The organism is Pseudomonas sp. GM17 (assembly GCF_000282175.2).
GTDB lineage: Bacteria > Pseudomonadota > Gammaproteobacteria > Pseudomonadales > Pseudomonadaceae > Aquipseudomonas > Aquipseudomonas chlororaphis.
Genome location: NZ_CP124732.1, coordinates 5,667,602 through 5,685,181, shown reverse-complemented (window position 1 = coordinate 5,685,181; position 17,580 = coordinate 5,667,602). Strand labels below are relative to the sequence as shown.

Genomic DNA, 17,580 nt, shown 5'->3' with positions numbered 1-17,580 from the left:
TGTGGCTGTACCTCAATTCAAGGGTTTCCAAGCATGTTGCAACTGATCCTCGGCGGTGCCCGTTCCGGCAAGAGTCGCCTGGCGGAAAAGCTCGCCGGCGGGAGCGGCCTGGCCGTGACCTATATCGCCACCAGCCAGGCGCTGGACGGCGAAATGAATCAGCGCATCGCGCATCACCGCGAACGGCGTCCGGCCCAATGGGCATTGATCGAGGAGCCGTTGGAATTGGCGCGGGTGCTGCGCGAAAGCGCGAGCGCCGAGCGCTGCCTGCTGGTGGATTGCCTGACCTTGTGGCTGACCAACCTGTTGCTGCTGGAGGATGCCCAGCGGCTCGCCAGTGAGCGCGAAGCGCTGCTGGAGTGCCTGGCGTCGCTGCCGGGCGAAATCATTTTTGTCAGCAACGAGACCGGAATGGGTGTCGTGCCGCTGGGCGAATTGACTCGCCGTTATGTCGATGAAGCCGGTTGGCTGCATCAAGCCCTGGCCGAGCGTTGTCAGCGGGTAGTGCTGACGGTGGCCGGCCTGCCCCTGACTCTGAAAGGAACTGCGTTATGAATGACTTCTGGTGGCTGCGGCCGTGCAAGGCGCTCGACACTCAAGCCCTGGAGGCGGCGCAGTCGCGTCAGCAGCAATTGACCAAGCCCGCGGGTTCGCTGGGGCAGCTGGAGCGGGTCGCGGTACAGCTGGCCGGCTTGCAGGGGCGGGTCAAGCCTGGCCTGGAGCAGCTGTGGATTGCGATTTTCGCCGGCGACCACGGGGTGGTGGCCGAGGGTGTTTCGGCTTATCCGCAGGCAGTCACGGGGCAGATGCTGCACAACTTCGTCAGCGGCGGCGCAGCCATCAGCGTGTTGGCGCGGCAGCTGCGGGCACGCCTGGAAGTGGTCGATCTCGGCACGGTGACGCCCGGCTTGAACCTGCCCGGCGTGCGGCATTTGAACCTGGGGGCGGGCACCCGGAACCTCGTCGAGGGGCCGGCCATGACCCAGGTCCAGGGCGAGCAGGCCCTGCAGGCCGGACGTGACAGTGTGCTGCGGGCCGTCGAGCAGGGCAGCGAACTGTTTATCGGCGGCGAGATGGGCATCGGCAACACCACCGCGGCCAGCGCCGTGGCCTGCGCCTTGCTGGATATTCCGGTGGCGCACCTCGCGGGGCCGGGCACCGGCCTGGATGCGGCGGGTGTCAGCCACAAGGCGCAGGTGATCGAGCGGGCCTTGAGCCGGCATGCCGCCCAGCGTGGCGATGCCTTGCAGACTTTGTTCAACCTTGGCGGTTTCGAGATCGCCGCGCTCGTTGGGGCCTACCTGGCCTGTGCCCAGGAAGGCGTCGCGGTGCTGGTCGATGGTTTCATTTGCAGCGTGGCGGCGCTGGTGGCGGTGCGGCTGAACCCCGAGTGCCGCCCGTGGCTGCTGTTCGGCCACCGTGGGGCCGAGCCGGGGCATCGGCATATCCTGCAAACCCTCGAGGCCGAGCCTTTGCTGGACCTCGGCCTGCGCCTGGGTGAGGGCAGTGGCGCGGCGCTGGCGGTGCCGTTGCTGCGCCTGGCCTGCGACCTGCACGGGCAGATGGCGACTTTTGCCGAAGCGGCCGTGGCGGATCGTCCGGCATGACCTTGCGCCTGGACCTGCTGCGCCACGGCGAAACCGAGCTCGGTGGTGGCCTGCGCGGCAGCCTCGACGATGCCCTGACCGATGCCGGATGGCAGCAGATGCGTGCTGCTGTTGCAGGCCGGGGGCCCTGGGATCGGCTGGTGAGTTCGCCCTTGCAACGCTGCGCGCGTTTTGCCGAGGAACAGGGGGCGCGCCTGGCGCTGCCGGTGACCCTGGACCCGGATCTGCAGGAGCTGCATTTCGGTGCCTGGGAAGGGCAGAGCGCGGCGGCGCTGATGGCGACCGACGCTGAGGCGCTGGGGCGGTTCTGGGCCGATCCCTATGCCTTTACCCCGCCGCAGGGCGAGCCGGTGCTGGCGTTTTCCGCGCGGGTGCTGGGGGCGGTCGAACGTCTGCATCAGCGTTATGCCGGCGAGCGGGTGCTGCTGGTCAGTCATGGCGGGGTGATGCGCTTGTTGCTGGCCCGGGCCCGAGGTTTGCCGCGCGAGCAGTTACTGAATGTCGAGGTTGCTCACGGTGCCTTGTTCGCCCTGACTGTCGAGGCTGGCCTGGTATTGAGCGAAGGAGTCTGAGCGTGCTGCCATTCTGGATCGCCCTGCAATTTCTCAGCAGTTTTCCGGTGCGTTTGCCGGGCATGCCGTCGCCCGAGGAAATGGGCCGGTCGTTGTTGTTCTACCCGTTGATCGGCCTGCTGTTCGGGCTGCTGCTCTGGGGGCTGAACCAGTTGTTGATGGGCGCGCCGCTGTTGCTGCATGGGGCGTTGTTGCTGACGGTCTGGGTGCTGCTCAGCGGTGCCTTGCATCTGGATGGGCTGGCCGACAGCGCGGATGCCTGGCTGGGCGGCTTCGGCGATCGCGAGCGCACGCTGACGATCATGAAGGACCCGCGCAGCGGGCCGATTGCCGTGGTCACCCTGGGGCTGGTGTTGCTGCTCAAGTTCGCCGCGCTGGTGGCGCTGATCGAGCAGCAGGCCGGCGTTGCCTTGCTGCTGGCGCCGCTGATCGGTCGCGGCGCCTTGCTGGGATTGTTCCTCTGCACGCCTTATGTGCGCCCTGGTGGCCTTGGGCAGGCGTTGGCGAATCATCTGCCGCGTCTGGCCGGCAAGTGGGTGCTGGCGCTTACTGTGTTGGTGTGCGTAGTGCTCGGTGGCTATAGCGCGGTGTTGGCGTTGCTGCTGGCGGGCCTGGTGTTTGCCGGTTTGCGTCAGTTGATGCTGCGCCGTCTGGGCGGCACCACCGGGGACACGGCGGGCGCTCTGCTGGAATTGTTGGAGGTGGCGGTCCTGGTGGGGTTGGCGCTGTTGTAGAAAGGCGGAGCGCGGGTTTTATTTGCGCCCTGAACTATGCAAATTTCTTGCATTCCCTTAATCGCGGGTATATACACGCACCATGCTTCCTTCTCAATGTCTGTGCACCAACCTGCGGCGCGCCGCCCGTGGCGTCAGCAGGTTCTACGACGGCGCTCTCGACGGCTTCGGGATCAACGTTGCCCAGTATTCCTTGCTGAGTAACCTGCAGCGCCTGGACCAACCGAGCATTTCCAGCCTGGCCGAGGCCATGGGCCTGGACCGCAGTACCCTGGGCCGTAACCTGCGGGTGCTGGAAGGCGAGGGCCTGGTCCGGTTGTCCGAAGGCGAGGATCAACGCAATCGCATCGTCCAGCTGACCGATGAGGGCCAGCAGCGACTGCTGGCGGCCTTGCCGGCCTGGGAAGCGGCGCAACAGCGCTTGATCGATCGTCTGGGTGCAGAAAAACGCGAAACCTTGCTGGCCTTGCTGAACGAACTGGCGTGAAGGCCTTTCGTTCGATGATAAGCGGGTATATACCCGTAAATGGAGAATAAAATGACTTCGATGTGGCGTACCAGCGGTTGGGTTCTTCTCGGGAGTGCGCTGATCCTGGCCTTGTCCCTGGGGATAAGACATGGCTTCGGGCTGTTTCTGCCGCCCATGAGCGCGGAGTTCGGCTGGGGGCGCGAGGTGTTTGCCTTTGCCATTGCCCTGCAGAACCTCATCTGGGGCCTGGCCCAGCCCTTCACTGGAGCCCTGGCCGACCGCTTCGGTGCGGCGAAGGTAGTGCTGGTCGGCGGTGTGCTGTACGCCGTGGGCCTGTTGTTCATGGGGTTGGCCGATTCGCCGCTGTCGCTGTCGTTGAGCGCCGGCTTGCTGATCGGTATCGGGCTTTCGGGGACCTCGTTTTCAGTGCTTCTCGGCGTGGTGGGGCGCGCGCTGCCGGCGGAGAAACGCAGCATGGGCATGGGAGTCGCCAGTGCGGCCGGTTCGTTCGGTCAGTTCGCCATGCTGCCGGGTACCCTGGGTTTGATCGGCTGGCTCGGCTGGTCCTCGGCACTGTTGGTGCTGGGGTTGCTGGTGGCATTGATCGTGCCGCTGGTGAGCATGCTCAAGGACAAGCCGCTGCCCAGCCTGGGCCATGAGCAGAGCCTCTCTGAGGCCTTGCGTGAGGCCTGTTCCCATTCCGGGTTCTGGCTGCTGGCGTTCGGCTTTTTCGTCTGCGGTTTCCAGGTGGTATTCATCGGCGTGCATTTGCCGGCCTACCTGGTGGACCAGCACTTGCCGGCCACGGTGGGCACCACGGTGTTGGCGCTGATCGGCCTGTTCAATATCTTCGGTACCTATACCGCCGGCTGGCTGGGTGGGCGCATGTCCAAACCGCGCTTGCTGACCGGTTTGTACCTGTTACGCGCGGTGGTCATCGGCCTGTTTCTCTGGCTGCCGGTGACGCAAGTCAGTGCGTATCTGTTCGGCATGGCCATGGGCTTCCTGTGGCTGTCGACGGTGCCGCTGACCAATGGCACGGTGGCCACCTTGTTCGGGGTGCGCAACCTTTCCATGCTGGGCGGCATCGTGTTTCTGTTTCACCAGTTGGGCTCGTTCCTCGGCGGCTGGCTCGGCGGGGTGGTCTACGATCGAACCGGGAGTTATGACTTGATCTGGCAGGTGGCGATTCTCCTCAGTCTGCTGGCCGCGGCCCTGAACTGGCCGGTGCGCGAGCGTCCGGTTGCCCGTCTGCAGGCGAGCGCGGCATGAGCCGGACAGGCTTGCGCTGGGTCAGTCTGGTGGCTGTCGTCGCGCTGTTGGCGGTGGCCTGGTGGGGCTGGCACCAGGGTGGGCTGGCGCTGATGCAGTTGGGCATGGGCGTCTGCCAGGAAGCGCTTGCTAGGGCGTCCGCCGGGCGAGTAGTTTGACCCCCTGACGGTACTTTCAAGGAGTTGAATATGTTAGTGCGCTGGCTTGCTGTTCCAGCTGTACTCATGGTGTTTGCCGGTTCGGCCTGGGCGGGCGAATGCCCGTCGCTGTTGCAGGGTTCGCTGCCCAAGCTGCGCGCCAAGGAGTCCATCGACCTGTGCCAACGCTTTGTCGGCAAGCCGCTGGTGGTGGTCAATACCGCGAGCTTTTGCGGCTTCGCCCCGCAGTTCAAGGGGCTCGAGGCGTTGTACCAGCGTTACAAGGATCAGGGGCTGGAACTGGTAGGCGTGCCGTCCAATGACTTCAAGCAGGAGTCCAAGGATGGCGCGGAGACGGCCAAGGTCTGTTATGCGAACTACGGCGTCACCTTCACCATGACCGAGCCGCAGCAGGTCCGAGGCCCGGACGCGGTGCACCTGTTCAAGGTTCTGGCCGAGCAGAGCAGTGCGCCGAAGTGGAATTTCTACAAGTATGTGGTCGATCGCCAGGGCAAGGTGATCGCCAATTTCTCCAGCCTGACCAAGCCGGACAGTCCTGAACTGATCGAGGCCGTGGAACAGGCGCTGGCGTCCAAGCCTTGAGGGTTATCCACGGTCAATAAAAAAGCCCCTGCATCCTTGGATGCGGGGGCTTTTTCGTTCAGACCGTCAGGCTTTAGAAGCGGTAGGTTGCACCCACGCCGAAGCCGTTCGCGCTGTTTTCGTACTCGGCGCTGTAAGACTGGCCGAGCTGCTGGTTCCTGTTGTTGACCTTGACCTTCTCTTCCTTGAGGTAGGAGTAAGCCACGTCGATGGTCAGGTCTTCAGTTGGGCTCCAGCCGGCGCCGAGGCTGAAGATGGTCCGGTCGCCGGTAGGGATGCGTGGCGAACGGTTGGTGTTGTTGGCCGGCGACTGGTCGAAGCTCAGGCCGGTACGCAATACCCACTGCTTGTTCAACTGGTAGGAAGTACCGATGGCATAGGCCCAGGTGTCGTGCCAGTTCTGCTTTTCCTCGACGGTGCTGAGCGCACCCGGGGCCAGAAGACCACCGGCGCTGGCGGTTACGCCTTCGTTTTGCACGGTGATGTCTTTCAGGCGGCTCCAGCGGGTCCAGGTCGCACCGGCGTAGAGTTTCCAGGCATCGTTGAGGTCCTGGGTCACCGACAGGTCGGCCGACTCAGGGGTGGTGATGTCCAGCGAGGCGTCGTAGCGAGCACCGCGCAGCAGGGCGCCCGGAGTACCGGCGCCTGGGCTGACTTCGGTGTGGCCTTCCAGCTTGTACTTGACCTTCGAGTGATAAGTCAGGCCCACGCGAGTGGTATCGGTCGCCTGGACCAGCACACCGATGTTGTAGCCGTAGCCGATATCGTCACCCTTGATCTGGACATTGCCATCGTTAGGCGACAGTGGCGTGGTCAGCGCGGATTCCAGGGTGCCGGAGATGCGGTTGATGGTCGGGCCGAAACCGATCGACACCTTGTCGTTGAAGGCATAGCTGACGGTTGGCTGGAAGGTGACGACTTTAACTTCGCTTTTGCTGCCGAAGTTACGGCCCTGGAAGCCGCTTTCATAGTCGGTGATCAGGCCGAACGGGGCGTAGACACCCAGGCCGAAGGCCCACTGGTCATCGATAGGCTTGACGTAGTAGGCCATTGGGACGGCGGTGAACGGCACCATATCGCCTTTGTTGGTCCCTCTCTGGCTACCGCTGGCGTCGTTGATATCGGTGGACGCGTCGATGGCCGCGAGGCCGCCAGTGACTTGCTGGCGTTTCAGGCGCGACATACCGGCAGGGTTACCAAAAACTGTGCTTGCATCGTCGGCAGCAGAGGATCGACCGGCGAAACCAGTACCCATGCCGCTGATGCTTTGTTCGTTCAGGGCAAAGCCGCTTGCGAAAAGTTGGGTGGATGCCATGGTAACGGCAAGGCTAAGACTGGTTTTGAGTATTACTTTTTTCATTATTAGAACTCCTGGTGATCACCGGAGCGAAAATTACCAACATTTCCTCCTCAACGCTATAGGCTGTATGGCTTGAGATAGAGCGGTTTTGTAGGACAATCCGACCAAAATTGCGCTTGTTTGCGCGATCTTGCAAAAAGTCCGGTCAGCAGGCGACCTGATTCAGTGGCGCAACACAGGTCTGCCAGGCATCGGCGAAGTCCCGCAGACGTCCTTGTGGCTGGAAGATCTGCTTCCAGATACGAGCCATGCCGACCAGGTCATCGGCTTCGGGGAGCGGGGTGTTCTGCTCTTCTACCAGCAGCCAGGCGATGGCGGTGGCGTAACGCAGGTTGACGGTCAGTTCCAGATGCGGCCCGCTGAGGAATGCATGCTGGCTGGCCAGGCCGCGAACCAGGCTGGCGCGTTCCGGGTCCAGGGCCAGGTAGTGGTCCCAGAGTGCCTGGTGGCGGGGTTCGGCGATGCGGTAGAGGCCGTGGCCTCTGCGGTCGTGCAGGGCGGAGCCGAGGGCGGATTGACTGGCGGCGATGCCTAGCAGCAATGATTCTGCGGTGCGACTGTGGTTGCCCAGATAGATCAGGGTCGGGCGGATCACGTAGCGGCACAGTTCGCTGGCGGCGATACCCATAAAGCCCTCGAAGCGTGAAGTGGCCGGCGAGGCCTGATGGGGGAGCTTGGCAGCGATGGATCGGTCAGGCTCGCCGGAAGCGGATCATGCCGCTTGAGTTGAAGTGTAGTGTCATATCGTTGCTGTAAAGGCCTGTTTTTAAAATATTTCCGGCTTCCTGTTATAACCGTTATACCGGATGGTGCTTTAGCCGAAGGCGGGAAAATCGAAATAACAGGTAATAAAAAGCCCCGCTATTCAGGCGGGGCTTCGGGTTTTCAGCGCTCTGGCGTCTCAGGCGGTCAGGGCCTGACGGGTGCGCTCGATCACCGCTTGCAGCGGCTCGGCGCTGGAATACTGATCGGGGTACAGGCGTTCGCTGTGACGAGCGATACCGTGTTCGTTGACCAGGGTGAAGCTGAAGCAGCCTTTGCGAGCGGCCATGATCAGGCAGTTCATTGGAGCAAAAGCATTGGTAAGGGTGCGAATGGCATCCTGAGTCTGGATTTGAGTAGACATAGTTATTGGGTGTTCCTACAAATGACACGGTTAAGAACCGTGCAACGTTAAAACGTTCCAGTAACGCCGACCACCATTGGTCGAACGAAGAACCCGACTGGAACAAAGCAGCCAGTTGGAAGCGCTTTATCAAGTGCGCGCTAGGGCTGGCAGGTAGGTACTTAGGAGGGCAGGCAATCACAGCAGGGGTTAAGGTTCTGGGCCCCAGGTGAAGATCCTGATCAATTTGCAGGTTGGTTCGGTCAGAGTAAAAAGGGCTTCGCGACATCCTTTGCAATGTGTTCAAAGGCAGTGTCGGCGAAAGCTTTACCTGGAAACCAGCGAGGTGGTCGATCCCATGTAGTCGGTAGAAACTTCTCTTCAGGGAAGCTGAACCGGGGGACTTGTTCGACCAGAATTGACTTTCAGCTTGGTACTAACGCTGTGGATGATAACGGATTGATGTAGCTGGTGCAAGTGTGTTAGGCAAAATGGTTATGAGCGTCACAGGGGCGAGGTCGTGAACGAGGCAGGCCGGCCTTTCCACCATAGTTGAGCAGAAAGTTGTTACTGGAGCTTTGGTCTTCGCTGCCGTTCTCCCGTGAACGGGCGAAAAAGGTGCACCGATATAACCGGATCAAGGGCACTTGTGCACAATAGTTGCGCGGACTGTCACCGGCCTGTCACCTCACCTGTCGGGCCCTCCAATGCCTGCGATGAAAATTTAAGTCAATGAAAAACATCGGTTTTTTTTACTGGTGAAAAAATCGTCAGTTTGACTGCGGGCCCCGTCCCATGCGGCTTTCGGAGACTTGTAGGGCGGTTGTCCACTGAGTTATCCACAGCTTCTGTGGATTGTCCCAAGCGCTTGCTCTAGCACGGGCGTGCCGAGTTTTTTCGACTTTACGCGTGTGAAAAAAGGAGTAGAGTGGCGCGCCTTCCGATCTGCCCTACAGTGCTTTATGAAGTTTCGCTCAGTGTCACCTTCTGTTACCTCTGCCTCTTCCAGTGTTACCGAGCCCAAGCGTTTTTCGTTACGTGTGGCCATGTGGCTGCTCGACAGCCCGCGCCTGGGTGATAACCGGAACGTCAAGCACTTTGCCGGGCATTTGCTCAAGCAGCCTGCCCGGGAAGGGGTAGTGGCGGCGCAGAGCCGTCTCGGCCAACTGATGTGCCGCGAATGCGGCAACGCCCGCGATCGGCGGATCGGTCATGACCTGCTGCGCCAGGCGGCACGGGCTGGCGATCGCCGCGCCCAGCTGGAGCTTGGCCAGATCGAGGACTGAGCTGTCCAAGCCTCGGTCCCTTGGTTAACCTTCAAGCTTTATTTCACTGTCTGGAGTGGCTATGGCTATGGACTTGACCAGCGTACTGCTCGGTCTGGCAGGCGCGGCATTGCCCTTGGTGGCGCTCGCCTGGCAACTGCAACGCCGTCTGAGCTCCCGCCAAACCGAACTGTCCCTGCTGGAGGAACGCCTGGCCACGGCGTTGCTGGCGCAGGATGGCTTGAACGCCCAGCTGGATGCCTGTCGCGACGAGATCAGCGACCTGGGCCAGGCCAATGCCGTGAAGCAGGCCGACCTGGCGGCGGTGCGCCGAGAAGTCGAGTTGTTGCAGATCGAGCGCGACAACGCCCGTGATGCCGCCCACGCCTGGAACCTTGAGCGGACCAACAAGGAAGCTGAACTGCGGCGCCTGGACGCCCAGGCCGCGTCATTGAATGCCGAGTTGCGCGAGCAGCAGGAAAGCCACCAGCAGCGCCTGAGCGACCTGCAAGGCTCGCGGGACGAGCTGCGGGCGCAGTTCGCCGAGCTGGCGGGCAAGATCTTCGACGAGCGTGAGCAGCGTTTTGCCGAGAACAGCCAGCAGCGTCTCGGACAATTGCTCGACCCGCTCAAGGAGCGCATCCAGTCCTTCGAGAAGCGGGTCGAAGAGAGTTATCAGGCCGAAGCGCGCGAGCGTTTTTCCCTCGGCAAGGAGCTCGAGCGCCTGCAACAGCTGAACTTGCGCTTGAGCGACGAGGCGACCAACCTGACCCGTGCGCTCAAGGGCCAGAAAACCCAGGGCAACTGGGGCGAGCTGATTCTCGAGCGGGTACTGGAGCATGCCGGCCTGGAGAAGGGCCGTGAGTACCAGACCCAGGTCAGCCTCAAAGGGCCCGACGGCGAGCGTTTCCAGCCCGACGTGCTGATCATGCTGCCCGGCGACAAGCAGGTGGTGGTGGACTCCAAGGTCAGCCTGACCGCCTACCAGCAGTTTGTCGCGGCGGACGATGAAGTGATCGGCCAGGCGGCGCTGAAGCAGCACGTACTGTCCTTGCGCAATCACGTCAAAGGCCTGGCCGGTAAGGATTACAAGCGTCTGGAAGGCTTGCACAGCCTGGATTTCGTGTTGCTCTTCGTGCCCATCGAGGCAGCTTTTTCCGCTGCCTTGCAAGCCGAGCCCAACCTGTTCCAGGAAGCCTTCGACCGCAATATCGTGATCGTCAGCCCGACCACCTTGCTGGCTACCCTGCGAGTGATCGACAGCCTGTGGAAGCAGGAGCGGCAGAGCCAGAACGCCCGGGAAATCGCCGAGCGCGCCGGTTGGCTGTACGACAAGTTCGTGTTGTTCATTCAGGATCTGGATGAAGTCGGCAATCGTCTGCAGCAACTGGACAAGGCCTACAGCGCCGCGCGCAACAAGCTGACCGAGGGGCGTGGCAACCTGGTCAGCCGCAGCGAGCAACTGCGGTTGCTCGGGGCGCGTGCCAGCAAGAGCCTGCCGGCGGACCTGCTGGAGCGGGCGATGACCGATGCCGACGGCGCGTTGCTTGAACTGCCGGATTGATTCGAGAGCGGGCTATCAGAGCGGCAGGTGCCGGCTCAGCAGCGCCCTCAACGCCGCGGGCTTCACCGGCTTGGCCAGGTAGTCCAGCCCAGCGGCGTGCACCTCGGCGACCATCTCGGGGCGCCCGTCGGCGCTGATCACCACGCCTGGCACCGGGTCACCCAACTGGGTACGCAGCCAGGCCATGACCTCGGTGCCGGTTTCGCCATCGTCCAGGTGATAGTCCACCAATGCCAGTTGCGGGCGCACGCCATCATTGAGCAGCGCCGCGCATTCTTCGCGGTTACGCGCGGTCCAGACCTGGCAGCCCCAGCGGCTGAGCAGGCTGTTCATGCCGATCAGGATGCTGTCTTCGTTGTCGACACACAGTACCTGGGCGCCGGACAGCAGATGGCCGTTAAGTTCGGCCACTTGCCTCGGTGCGCTGACGGCCGCCTTGGCCAAAGGCACGCTGACACTGAAGACGCTGCCCTTGCCCGGCCAGGAGCGTACTTGCAGGCCGTGACCGAGCACGCGACACAGCCCGTCGGCGATCGCCAACCCGAGGCCCAGGCCTTTTTCGGCGCGGGTCTGGTGGCTGTCGAGGCGTTTGAATTCTTCGAAGATCACTTGCTGCTTATCCAGTGGAATCCCCGGTCCACGGTCCCAGACTTCCAGGCACAGCTGATTGCCGCGGCGGCGCACGCCCAGCAACACAGGCCCCTTGGCGTAACGGAAGGCATTGGTCAGGAAATTCTGCAGAACCCGACGCAGTAGCTTGATGTCGCTGTCGACCCTGAGGCGGCTGCCGCGCAGGCGGAATTTCAAGCCTTGCTCCTGGGCCAGCACCTTGAATTCGGCCCCCAGGGTATCGAACAGTTCGTTGAGCACGAACGGCTTGCGCTCCGGATTGATCTTGCCGTTTTCCAGGCGGGAGATGTCCAGCAGGTCGCTGATCAGGTCTTCGGCAGAGCGCAGGGAGCTGTCCAGGTGCTGGACCAATTGCTGGGCTTCGGCGGACAAACCGTCGTCCTGGTGGGAGAGGGCGGCAGAGAACAGCCGGGCGGCATTCAGTGGTTGCATCAGGTCGTGACTGACCGCCGCCAGGAAACGCGTCTTGGACTGGTTGGCGGCCTCGGCGGTGCCCTTGGCCTCGGTCAGCGCGGCGTTCAGTTGCGACAGTTCGTGGGTCCGCTCGGCGACCCGCTGCTCCAGGCCTTCGTTGGCTTCAGTGAGGGCCTGTTCGGCCTCGCGGAACGGGGTGATGTCGGTGAAACTCATGACAAAGCCGCCGCCGGGCATCGGGTTGCCGATCAACTCGATCACCCGGCCATTGGGGAACAGCCGTTCGGAGGTGTGGGCGCGGCCCTGACGCATCCAGTGCAGGCGGCGGGCGACATGCACTTCGGCCTCGCCCGGCCCGCACAGGCCTCGTTCGGCGTTATGGCGGATGATGTCGGCGATCGGCCGGCCGACGCTGATCAGCCCGTCGGGGTAGTTGAACAGCTCCAGGTAGCGACGGTTCCAGGCCACCAGCCTGAGGGACTGGTCGACCACGCTGATGCCCTGGCTGATGTTCTCGATCGCGCCTTGCAACAAGGCCCGGTTGAATTGCAGCACTTCCGAGGCTTCGTCGGCGATGCGCACCACGTCTTCGAGCTGCATCTCCCGCCCTTCGATGGCGGCCTTGACCACCGCGCGGGTGGACGATGCGCCGAGCACGCCAGCCAGCAGGCGTTCGGTGTGGGCGATCCATTCGCCGTCGGCGTTCTGGTTGGGGTTGAAGCCTTTGCCCTGGCGGTAGGCAAAGCGGATGAAGCTCTGGCGGGCCCGTTCTTCCCCGACAAATCGCGCGGCGAGCTTGAGCAGGTCGTCGATCTGCACCGAGAGCATCGATCGAGAGCTGGGGCGGCCGCTGATTTCCTGGCCGATGAAGCGCCCGGCCTGCCAGTGCTCCGAAACCCGGGTACGCGACAGTACCGAGACCCAGGCGAACAGGGTGAAGTTGCCGGCCAGCGACAGCACCACACCTTGGGTCAAGGGTGTGATCGGCAGGTTCAGCGGGTTGCCGTGCAGCCAGGCCAGGCCCGGGAAGCTGCTCAGCGACCAGCCCAGGCTGTGGGCGGCGATCGGCAGGACGAGGGTGTAGAACCACAGGAAAGTACCGGCCGCCAATCCGGCGAAGACGCCGCGGCGGTTGGCCTGCTTCCAGTACAGCGCGCCGAGCATGGCCGGGGCCAGTTGGGTCACCGCGGCGAAGGCGATCTGGCCGATGGTCGCCAGGCTCGCGGTGGAGCCTAGCAGGCGGTAGCTGACATAGGCCAGCAGCAGGATGACCACGATGCTGACCCGGCGCACCGAGAGCATCCAGTGGCGGAACACTTCGAAGGGCCGTTCGGCACTCTGCCGGCGCAGCAGCCAGGGCAGCAGCATGTCGTTGGAGACCATGGTCGACAGGGCCACGCTGGCGACGATCACCATGCCGGTGGCGGCCGACGCGCCGCCGATGAAGGCCAGCACGGCCAGGGCCGGATGGGCCTGGGCCAGGGGCAGGCTGATGACGAACGAATCCGGCAGCACCGAGCTGGGCAGCAGCATCTGCCCGGCCAGGGCGATCGGCACCACGAACAGCGCGGCCAGGGCCAGGTAGGCGGGAAACACCCACTTGGCCAGGCGCAGGTCCTGGGGTTCGATGTTCTCCACCACGGTGACGTGGAACTGCCGCGGCAGGCAGATGATCGCCATCATGGCGACGCCGGTCTGCACCACCATCGACGGCCAGTTGATGGTTTCTTCCCAGTACTGCTCCAGGCGCGGGGCGAGCATGGCCTGGCTGAACAGGTCGTCGAAACCGTCGTACAGGCCATAGGTGACAAAGGCGCCGACCGCGAGAAAGGCCAGCAGCTTGACCAGGGATTCGAAGGCAATCGCCAGCACCATGCCGCGGTGGTGCTCGGTGGCGTCGAGGTTGCGGGTACCGAAGACGATGGTGAACAGCGCCAGGATCAGCGACACGATCAGCGCCGTGTCCTGGGCGCGGGTGCCCATGGTATCGGCACCCGCGCCGATCAGCAGGTCCACGCCAAGCACGATGCCCTTGAGCTGCAGGGCAATATAAGGAAGCACGCCGACCAGGCAGATCAGCGCCACCACCACCGCCAGGGTCTGGGACTTGCCGTAGCGCGCGGCGATGAAGTCGGCGATGGAGGTGATGTTTTCCTGCTTGCTGATCATCACCATCTTTTGCAGGACCCAGGGCGCGAGTACCAGCAGCAGGATCGGCCCCAGGTAGATCGGCAAGAACGACCAGAGTTGCTCGGCGGCCTGGCCGACGGCGCCGAAGAAGGTCCAGCTGGTGCAATACACCGCCAGCGACAGGCTGTACACCCAGGCACGCACCCGCGGCGGCAAGGGCGCGCTGCGACGGTCACCGTAAAAGGCGATGGCGAACATGATGGCCATATAGGCCAGGGCGACGATGGCGATCAGCCCGCTGGACAGCGACATGGAAACTCCGAACATAAAGGCGCGCCGGGCGCTTCAACCCGGTCAGACAGTCTCGCACGATGTTCGGGGTTCGTCAGTGTCGACCAAGGTATTGGCGCGGCCAGGTGTCGCAGGGGGAAGAGGGCTGCCTATCAGGTTTTATCGCGGAAGGCGCGCTATGGAAGGTGGCTCGGAACCGGTCGGCGCGAGAGCGGCCTCAAGGCCGCAGCGCGATGTCGATCAGTTCATGCAGTTCCTGCACTTCAAGCGGTTGCGCGGCGAACAGGATGCGGAACACCGTTGGCGCCACCAGCATGTTCAACAGCCGGTCGATGCTGGGCAGGGCCGCTTCGCTGTGCCGGTGACGGTCGAGGATGATCTGCAATTGCCCGCTGAGAATGCTCACGCAATAGCCGGGCGTGCTGCTGCATTGCACGTCGCGCATCATGTTGCGCCCGGGTTCGGAGCTCATTTCGTCGAGGTACTGTTCGGCCCAGGCCCGCAGGTCGCCGCGCAGGCTGCCGGTGGCGGCCGGTTCGCTGTCCGGGCGCATGCGTTCCAGGGCGACATCCGCCAGCAGTGCCGACAGGTCGCCCCAGCGCCGGTAGATGGTCGAGGGCGTAACGCCGGCGCGGATGGCGATTTGCGGCACGGTCAGGGTCGAGCGCTCCTGTTCTTCGAGGAGTTCCCTGACTGCCGAGTGGATGGATTCCTGCACCCGGGCACTGCGCCCGCCCGGGCGTAAACCTTCTTTAATAGCCATGGATCGAACCTTAACACAAAGAATTTGCTTTAAGAGCGAGGCGGTAGCACACTCCGCAAAAGCAAAAAATTAGCTTTAATGGAGCGTGCCCATGTCCAGTAGTGTCGACTCTTCACGGTCAAACCGTTCCAGACTGTTGTTTCTGGCGATCACCTTACTCAGTTTTCTCGCCGCTTCCAGTGTGCCGACGCCGATGTATCACCTGTATCAGGAGGCGCTGCAATTCTCGTCGGCGACCTTGACCCTGATCTTCGGCGTCTACGCCTTGAGCCTGCTGGCGGCGCTGCTGACCGTCGGCTCGCTTTCGGATTATCTGGGACGCAAGCCGGTGATCTTCGTGGCGTTGCTGCTGGACATACTGGCGATGCTGCTGTTCATCCAGGCCGACAGCGTGGCCTGGCTGATTGCTGCCCGGGTGATGCAGGGCTTCGCCACCGGCATGGCCACCAGTGTGCTGGGGGCGGCGCTGCTGGATACCGACCGCCAGCAGGGGCCGTTGGTCAACAGCGTGGCGCCCTTGCTGGGCATGGCGTGCGGGGCGATGGGCAGTGGCTTGCTGGTGGAATATGCGCCGTTGCCGCTGCAACTGGCCTACTGGTTGCTGCTGGGGCTGTTTGTCGCCCAGGCGCTGTACGTCTGGCGTTTGCCGGAGACGGTCACTGCCCAGGCCGGTGTCTGGGCTTCCCTGCGGCCCTCGCTGCATGTACCGCCCCAGGCGCGACGGGCGCTGTGGTTGGCGTTACCGGTGGATGTGGCGGTGTGGGCCGTGGGCGGGTTCTTTCTGTCATTGGCGCCATCGCTGGTGCGCGCTGCGACGGGCTCGACCTCGAACCTGATCGGCGGCGGCCTGGTGGCGGTGCTGACGCTGAGCGGTGCCCTGATGATTGTTTCCCTGCGCCATCGTCCGGCCGACAAGGTTTTGCGGTTGGGCGCGAGCCTGTTGGCCGTCGGCATCAGCCTAATTCTCATCGCCGTGCATACCGCCAGCCTGCCGCTGTTCTTCCTCGGCACCCTGGTCACGGGCGGAGGTTTTGGCTCCGGGTTCCTCGGCGCTCTGCGCAGTGTGATGCCGCTGGCCTTGCCCCATGAGCGGGCGGGGTTGATGTCGGCGTTTTATGTCCTGAGTTATCTGGCGTTCTGCCTGCCATCCCTGTTGGCGGGAAACCTGACGCGCAGTTTCGGCCTGATCGCGACCACCGATGGTTATGGCGCGGTGTTGATCCTGTTGTCCCTTGGCGCTTTGCTGGGGTTGCTGCGTCAGCGAACCGCCAAGGCCTGCGTCGCGCAAGAGAGTTGAGCGCGACGCGGATGCCGGTGGTTGAAACGCAGGCAGTGTCTAGCTCTTATATTTGCAAAATAGATAACAGATAGAGAAATTACCCGTTATATAGATATTCGATCTGGTTCTACCATGGGCTCCACCTCATCGGAGGACAGGAGATCACACCATGACATGCCCCAATACCCTCAGAACCGGACGGCCCTTGAGCCAGCTGCAACATCCTCGCGAAGCCATCCGCCATTTCACCCCCAACTGGTTCGCGGCCACCATGGGCACCGGCGTGCTGGCCCTGGCGCTGGCCCAGTTGCCGCTGCGGATCCCGGGCCTGCACCTGTTGGCCGAGGGGCTGTGGCTGTTCACCATCGGGCTGTTCGTAGTGTTCAGCGTCGCTTATGCGGCACGCTGGGTAATGTTCTTCGACGAAGCCCGGCGGATTTTCGGGCACTCCACGGTCTCGATGTTCTTCGGCACCATCCCCATGGGCCTGGCCACCATCATCAACGGTTTCCTGCTGTTCGGCGTACCGCGCTGGGGTGACGGCGTGGTGCAGTTGGCCGAGCTGCTGTGGTGGCTGGATGTGGCGCTGTCGCTGGCTTGCGGGGTGTTGATTCCCTACATGATGTTCACCCGCCAGGAGCACCGTATCGACCAGATGACCGCGGTCTGGCTATTGCCGGTGGTCGCGGCCGAAGTCGCTGCCGCCAGTGGCGGGCTGCTGGCGCCGCATCTGGTGGACGCGCATTCGCAACTGGTGATGCTGGTGACCAGCTATGTGCTCTGGGCCTTCTCGCTGCCGGTGGCTTTCAGCATCCTGACCATTCTCCTGCTGCGCATGGCCTTGCATAAGCTGCCTCACGAAAGCATGGCTGCCTCCAGCTGGCTGGCCCTGGGGCCGATCGGCACGGGGGCCCTGGGCATGTTGCTGCTGGGCGCGGACGCTCCAGCGATCTTCGCCGCCAACGGCATGGCCGCAATGGGCGAAATCGCCGAGGGCCTGGGCCTGGTGGCCGGTATCACCCTGTGGGGTTTCGGCCTGTGGTGGATGCTGACGGCGCTGCTGATCACCCTGCGTTACCTGCGCGACGGCATTCCGTTCAACCTCGGCTGGTGGGGGTTCACCTTCCCGCTGGGGGTCTATGCCCTGACCACCCTGAAACTGGCCGCTACCCTGAACCTGACGTTTTTCGCGGTGTTCGGCAGCCTGTTGGTCCTGGCGCTGGCACTGATGTGGCTGTTGGTGGGCAAGCGCACGCTGCTGGGCGCTTATCGGGGTGAGTTGTTCGTTTCGCCTTGCATCGCAGGATTAGCGAAATAATCCGCGAACTTTAGGTAAGGTTGTGGCCTGGATCGAAGATCGATAATCCAATAACAGCATCCAAGCC

Annotated in this window: 17 protein-coding genes; 12 read left to right on the top strand and 5 right to left on the bottom strand. The window is 63.0% G+C overall.

Going from position 1 to position 17,580, the window contains the following annotated elements; genetic code table 11:
- Window positions 1–33 precede the first annotated feature (33 nt).
- The 8 genes from cobU (at window position 34) to PMI20_RS25205 (ending at window position 5,394) form a co-directional block, all read left to right on the top strand.
- Window positions 34–555 carry a bifunctional adenosylcobinamide kinase/adenosylcobinamide-phosphate guanylyltransferase gene (gene cobU / locus PMI20_RS25240; RefSeq protein WP_007927797.1) on the top strand — a complete coding sequence of 174 codons (522 nt, stop codon included), beginning with the start codon at window positions 34–36 and terminating at the stop codon, window positions 553–555.
- Window positions 552–1,607 carry a nicotinate-nucleotide--dimethylbenzimidazole phosphoribosyltransferase gene (gene cobT, locus PMI20_RS25235; protein WP_007927799.1) on the top strand — a complete coding sequence of 352 codons (1,056 nt, stop codon included), beginning with the start codon at window positions 552–554 and terminating at the stop codon, window positions 1,605–1,607. Before cobU ends, cobT begins: the two co-directional genes overlap by 4 nt.
- Window positions 1,604–2,179: an alpha-ribazole phosphatase family protein gene (gene cobC / locus PMI20_RS25230; RefSeq protein WP_007927801.1), complete on the top strand. Its 576-nt coding sequence runs from the start codon at window positions 1,604–1,606 to the stop codon at window positions 2,177–2,179. The genes cobT and cobC overlap by 4 nt, the downstream gene beginning before the upstream one ends.
- Before the next feature lie 2 nt (window positions 2,180–2,181).
- Window positions 2,182–2,913 carry an adenosylcobinamide-GDP ribazoletransferase gene (locus PMI20_RS25225; RefSeq protein ID WP_007927802.1) on the top strand — a complete coding sequence of 244 codons (732 nt, stop codon included), beginning with the start codon at window positions 2,182–2,184 and terminating at the stop codon, window positions 2,911–2,913.
- Between the two features lie 82 nt (window positions 2,914–2,995).
- On the top strand, window positions 2,996–3,400 hold the full coding sequence (locus PMI20_RS25220; protein ID WP_007927803.1) for a MarR family winged helix-turn-helix transcriptional regulator: 405 nt from the start codon (window positions 2,996–2,998) through the stop codon (window positions 3,398–3,400).
- Window positions 3,401–3,451: 51 nt separating this feature from the next.
- The gene (locus PMI20_RS25215; RefSeq protein ID WP_007927804.1) at window positions 3,452–4,654 is read left to right on the top strand and encodes an MFS transporter; all 1,203 of its coding nucleotides are present in this window, start codon (window positions 3,452–3,454) and stop codon (window positions 4,652–4,654) included.
- Entirely contained in the window at window positions 4,651–4,812 is a 162-nt protein-coding gene (locus PMI20_RS25210) for a hypothetical protein (protein ID WP_007927805.1), read from the top strand. The genes PMI20_RS25215 and PMI20_RS25210 overlap by 4 nt, the downstream gene beginning before the upstream one ends.
- 30 nt (window positions 4,813–4,842) lie before the next feature.
- The gene (locus PMI20_RS25205) at window positions 4,843–5,394 is read left to right on the top strand and encodes a glutathione peroxidase (protein ID WP_007927806.1); all 552 of its coding nucleotides are present in this window, start codon (window positions 4,843–4,845) and stop codon (window positions 5,392–5,394) included.
- Between the two features lie 73 nt (window positions 5,395–5,467).
- On the opposite strand, the gene PMI20_RS25200 is transcribed toward PMI20_RS25205, so the two are convergent.
- The 3 genes from PMI20_RS25200 to PMI20_RS25190 form a co-directional block, all read right to left on the bottom strand.
- Window positions 5,468–6,754, bottom strand: coding sequence for an OmpP1/FadL family transporter (locus tag PMI20_RS25200; protein WP_007927807.1), 1,287 nt, complete (start codon window positions 6,752–6,754; stop codon window positions 5,468–5,470).
- A gap of 145 nt (window positions 6,755–6,899) precedes the next feature.
- Complete coding sequence (locus tag PMI20_RS25195) at window positions 6,900–7,382, bottom strand: hypothetical protein (protein WP_007927808.1); 483 nt, start codon at window positions 7,380–7,382, stop codon at window positions 6,900–6,902.
- Between the two features lie 273 nt (window positions 7,383–7,655).
- On the bottom strand, window positions 7,656–7,880 hold the full coding sequence (locus PMI20_RS25190; RefSeq protein WP_007927809.1) for a hypothetical protein: 225 nt from the start codon (window positions 7,878–7,880) through the stop codon (window positions 7,656–7,658).
- Between the two features lie 941 nt (window positions 7,881–8,821).
- Between PMI20_RS25190 and PMI20_RS25185 the strand changes: the two genes are divergently transcribed.
- Together PMI20_RS25185 and PMI20_RS25180 are read left to right on the top strand one after the other, a co-directional pair.
- Window positions 8,822–9,145 carry an SEL1-like repeat protein gene (locus tag PMI20_RS25185; protein WP_037035088.1) on the top strand — a complete coding sequence of 108 codons (324 nt, stop codon included), beginning with the start codon at window positions 8,822–8,824 and terminating at the stop codon, window positions 9,143–9,145.
- A gap of 175 nt (window positions 9,146–9,320) precedes the next feature.
- Window positions 9,321–10,688 (top strand): DNA recombination protein RmuC, encoded by a 1,368-nt coding sequence (locus PMI20_RS25180; RefSeq protein ID WP_162136176.1) that lies wholly within the window; start codon window positions 9,321–9,323, stop codon window positions 10,686–10,688.
- A 15-nt stretch (window positions 10,689–10,703) separates the two neighbouring features.
- Here the strand turns inward: PMI20_RS25180 and PMI20_RS25175 are convergent, their stop codons facing one another.
- Window positions 10,704–14,174, bottom strand: a complete 3,471-nt coding sequence (locus PMI20_RS25175) for a hybrid sensor histidine kinase/response regulator (protein WP_007927812.1) — start codon at window positions 14,172–14,174, stop codon at window positions 10,704–10,706.
- Window positions 14,175–14,370: 196 nt separating this feature from the next.
- Complete coding sequence (locus PMI20_RS25170; RefSeq protein WP_007927813.1) at window positions 14,371–14,916, bottom strand: TetR/AcrR family transcriptional regulator; 546 nt, start codon at window positions 14,914–14,916, stop codon at window positions 14,371–14,373.
- 91 nt (window positions 14,917–15,007) lie between these two features.
- Here PMI20_RS25170 and PMI20_RS25165 point away from each other — a divergent pair, with 91 nt between their 5' ends.
- Together PMI20_RS25165 and PMI20_RS25160 are read left to right on the top strand one after the other, a co-directional pair.
- Window positions 15,008–16,213, top strand: a complete 1,206-nt coding sequence (locus PMI20_RS25165; RefSeq protein WP_007927814.1) for an MFS transporter — start codon at window positions 15,008–15,010, stop codon at window positions 16,211–16,213.
- Between the two features lie 151 nt (window positions 16,214–16,364).
- The gene (locus tag PMI20_RS25160; RefSeq protein WP_007927816.1) at window positions 16,365–17,513 is read left to right on the top strand and encodes a TDT family transporter; all 1,149 of its coding nucleotides are present in this window, start codon (window positions 16,365–16,367) and stop codon (window positions 17,511–17,513) included.
- Window positions 17,514–17,580 lie beyond the last annotated feature (67 nt).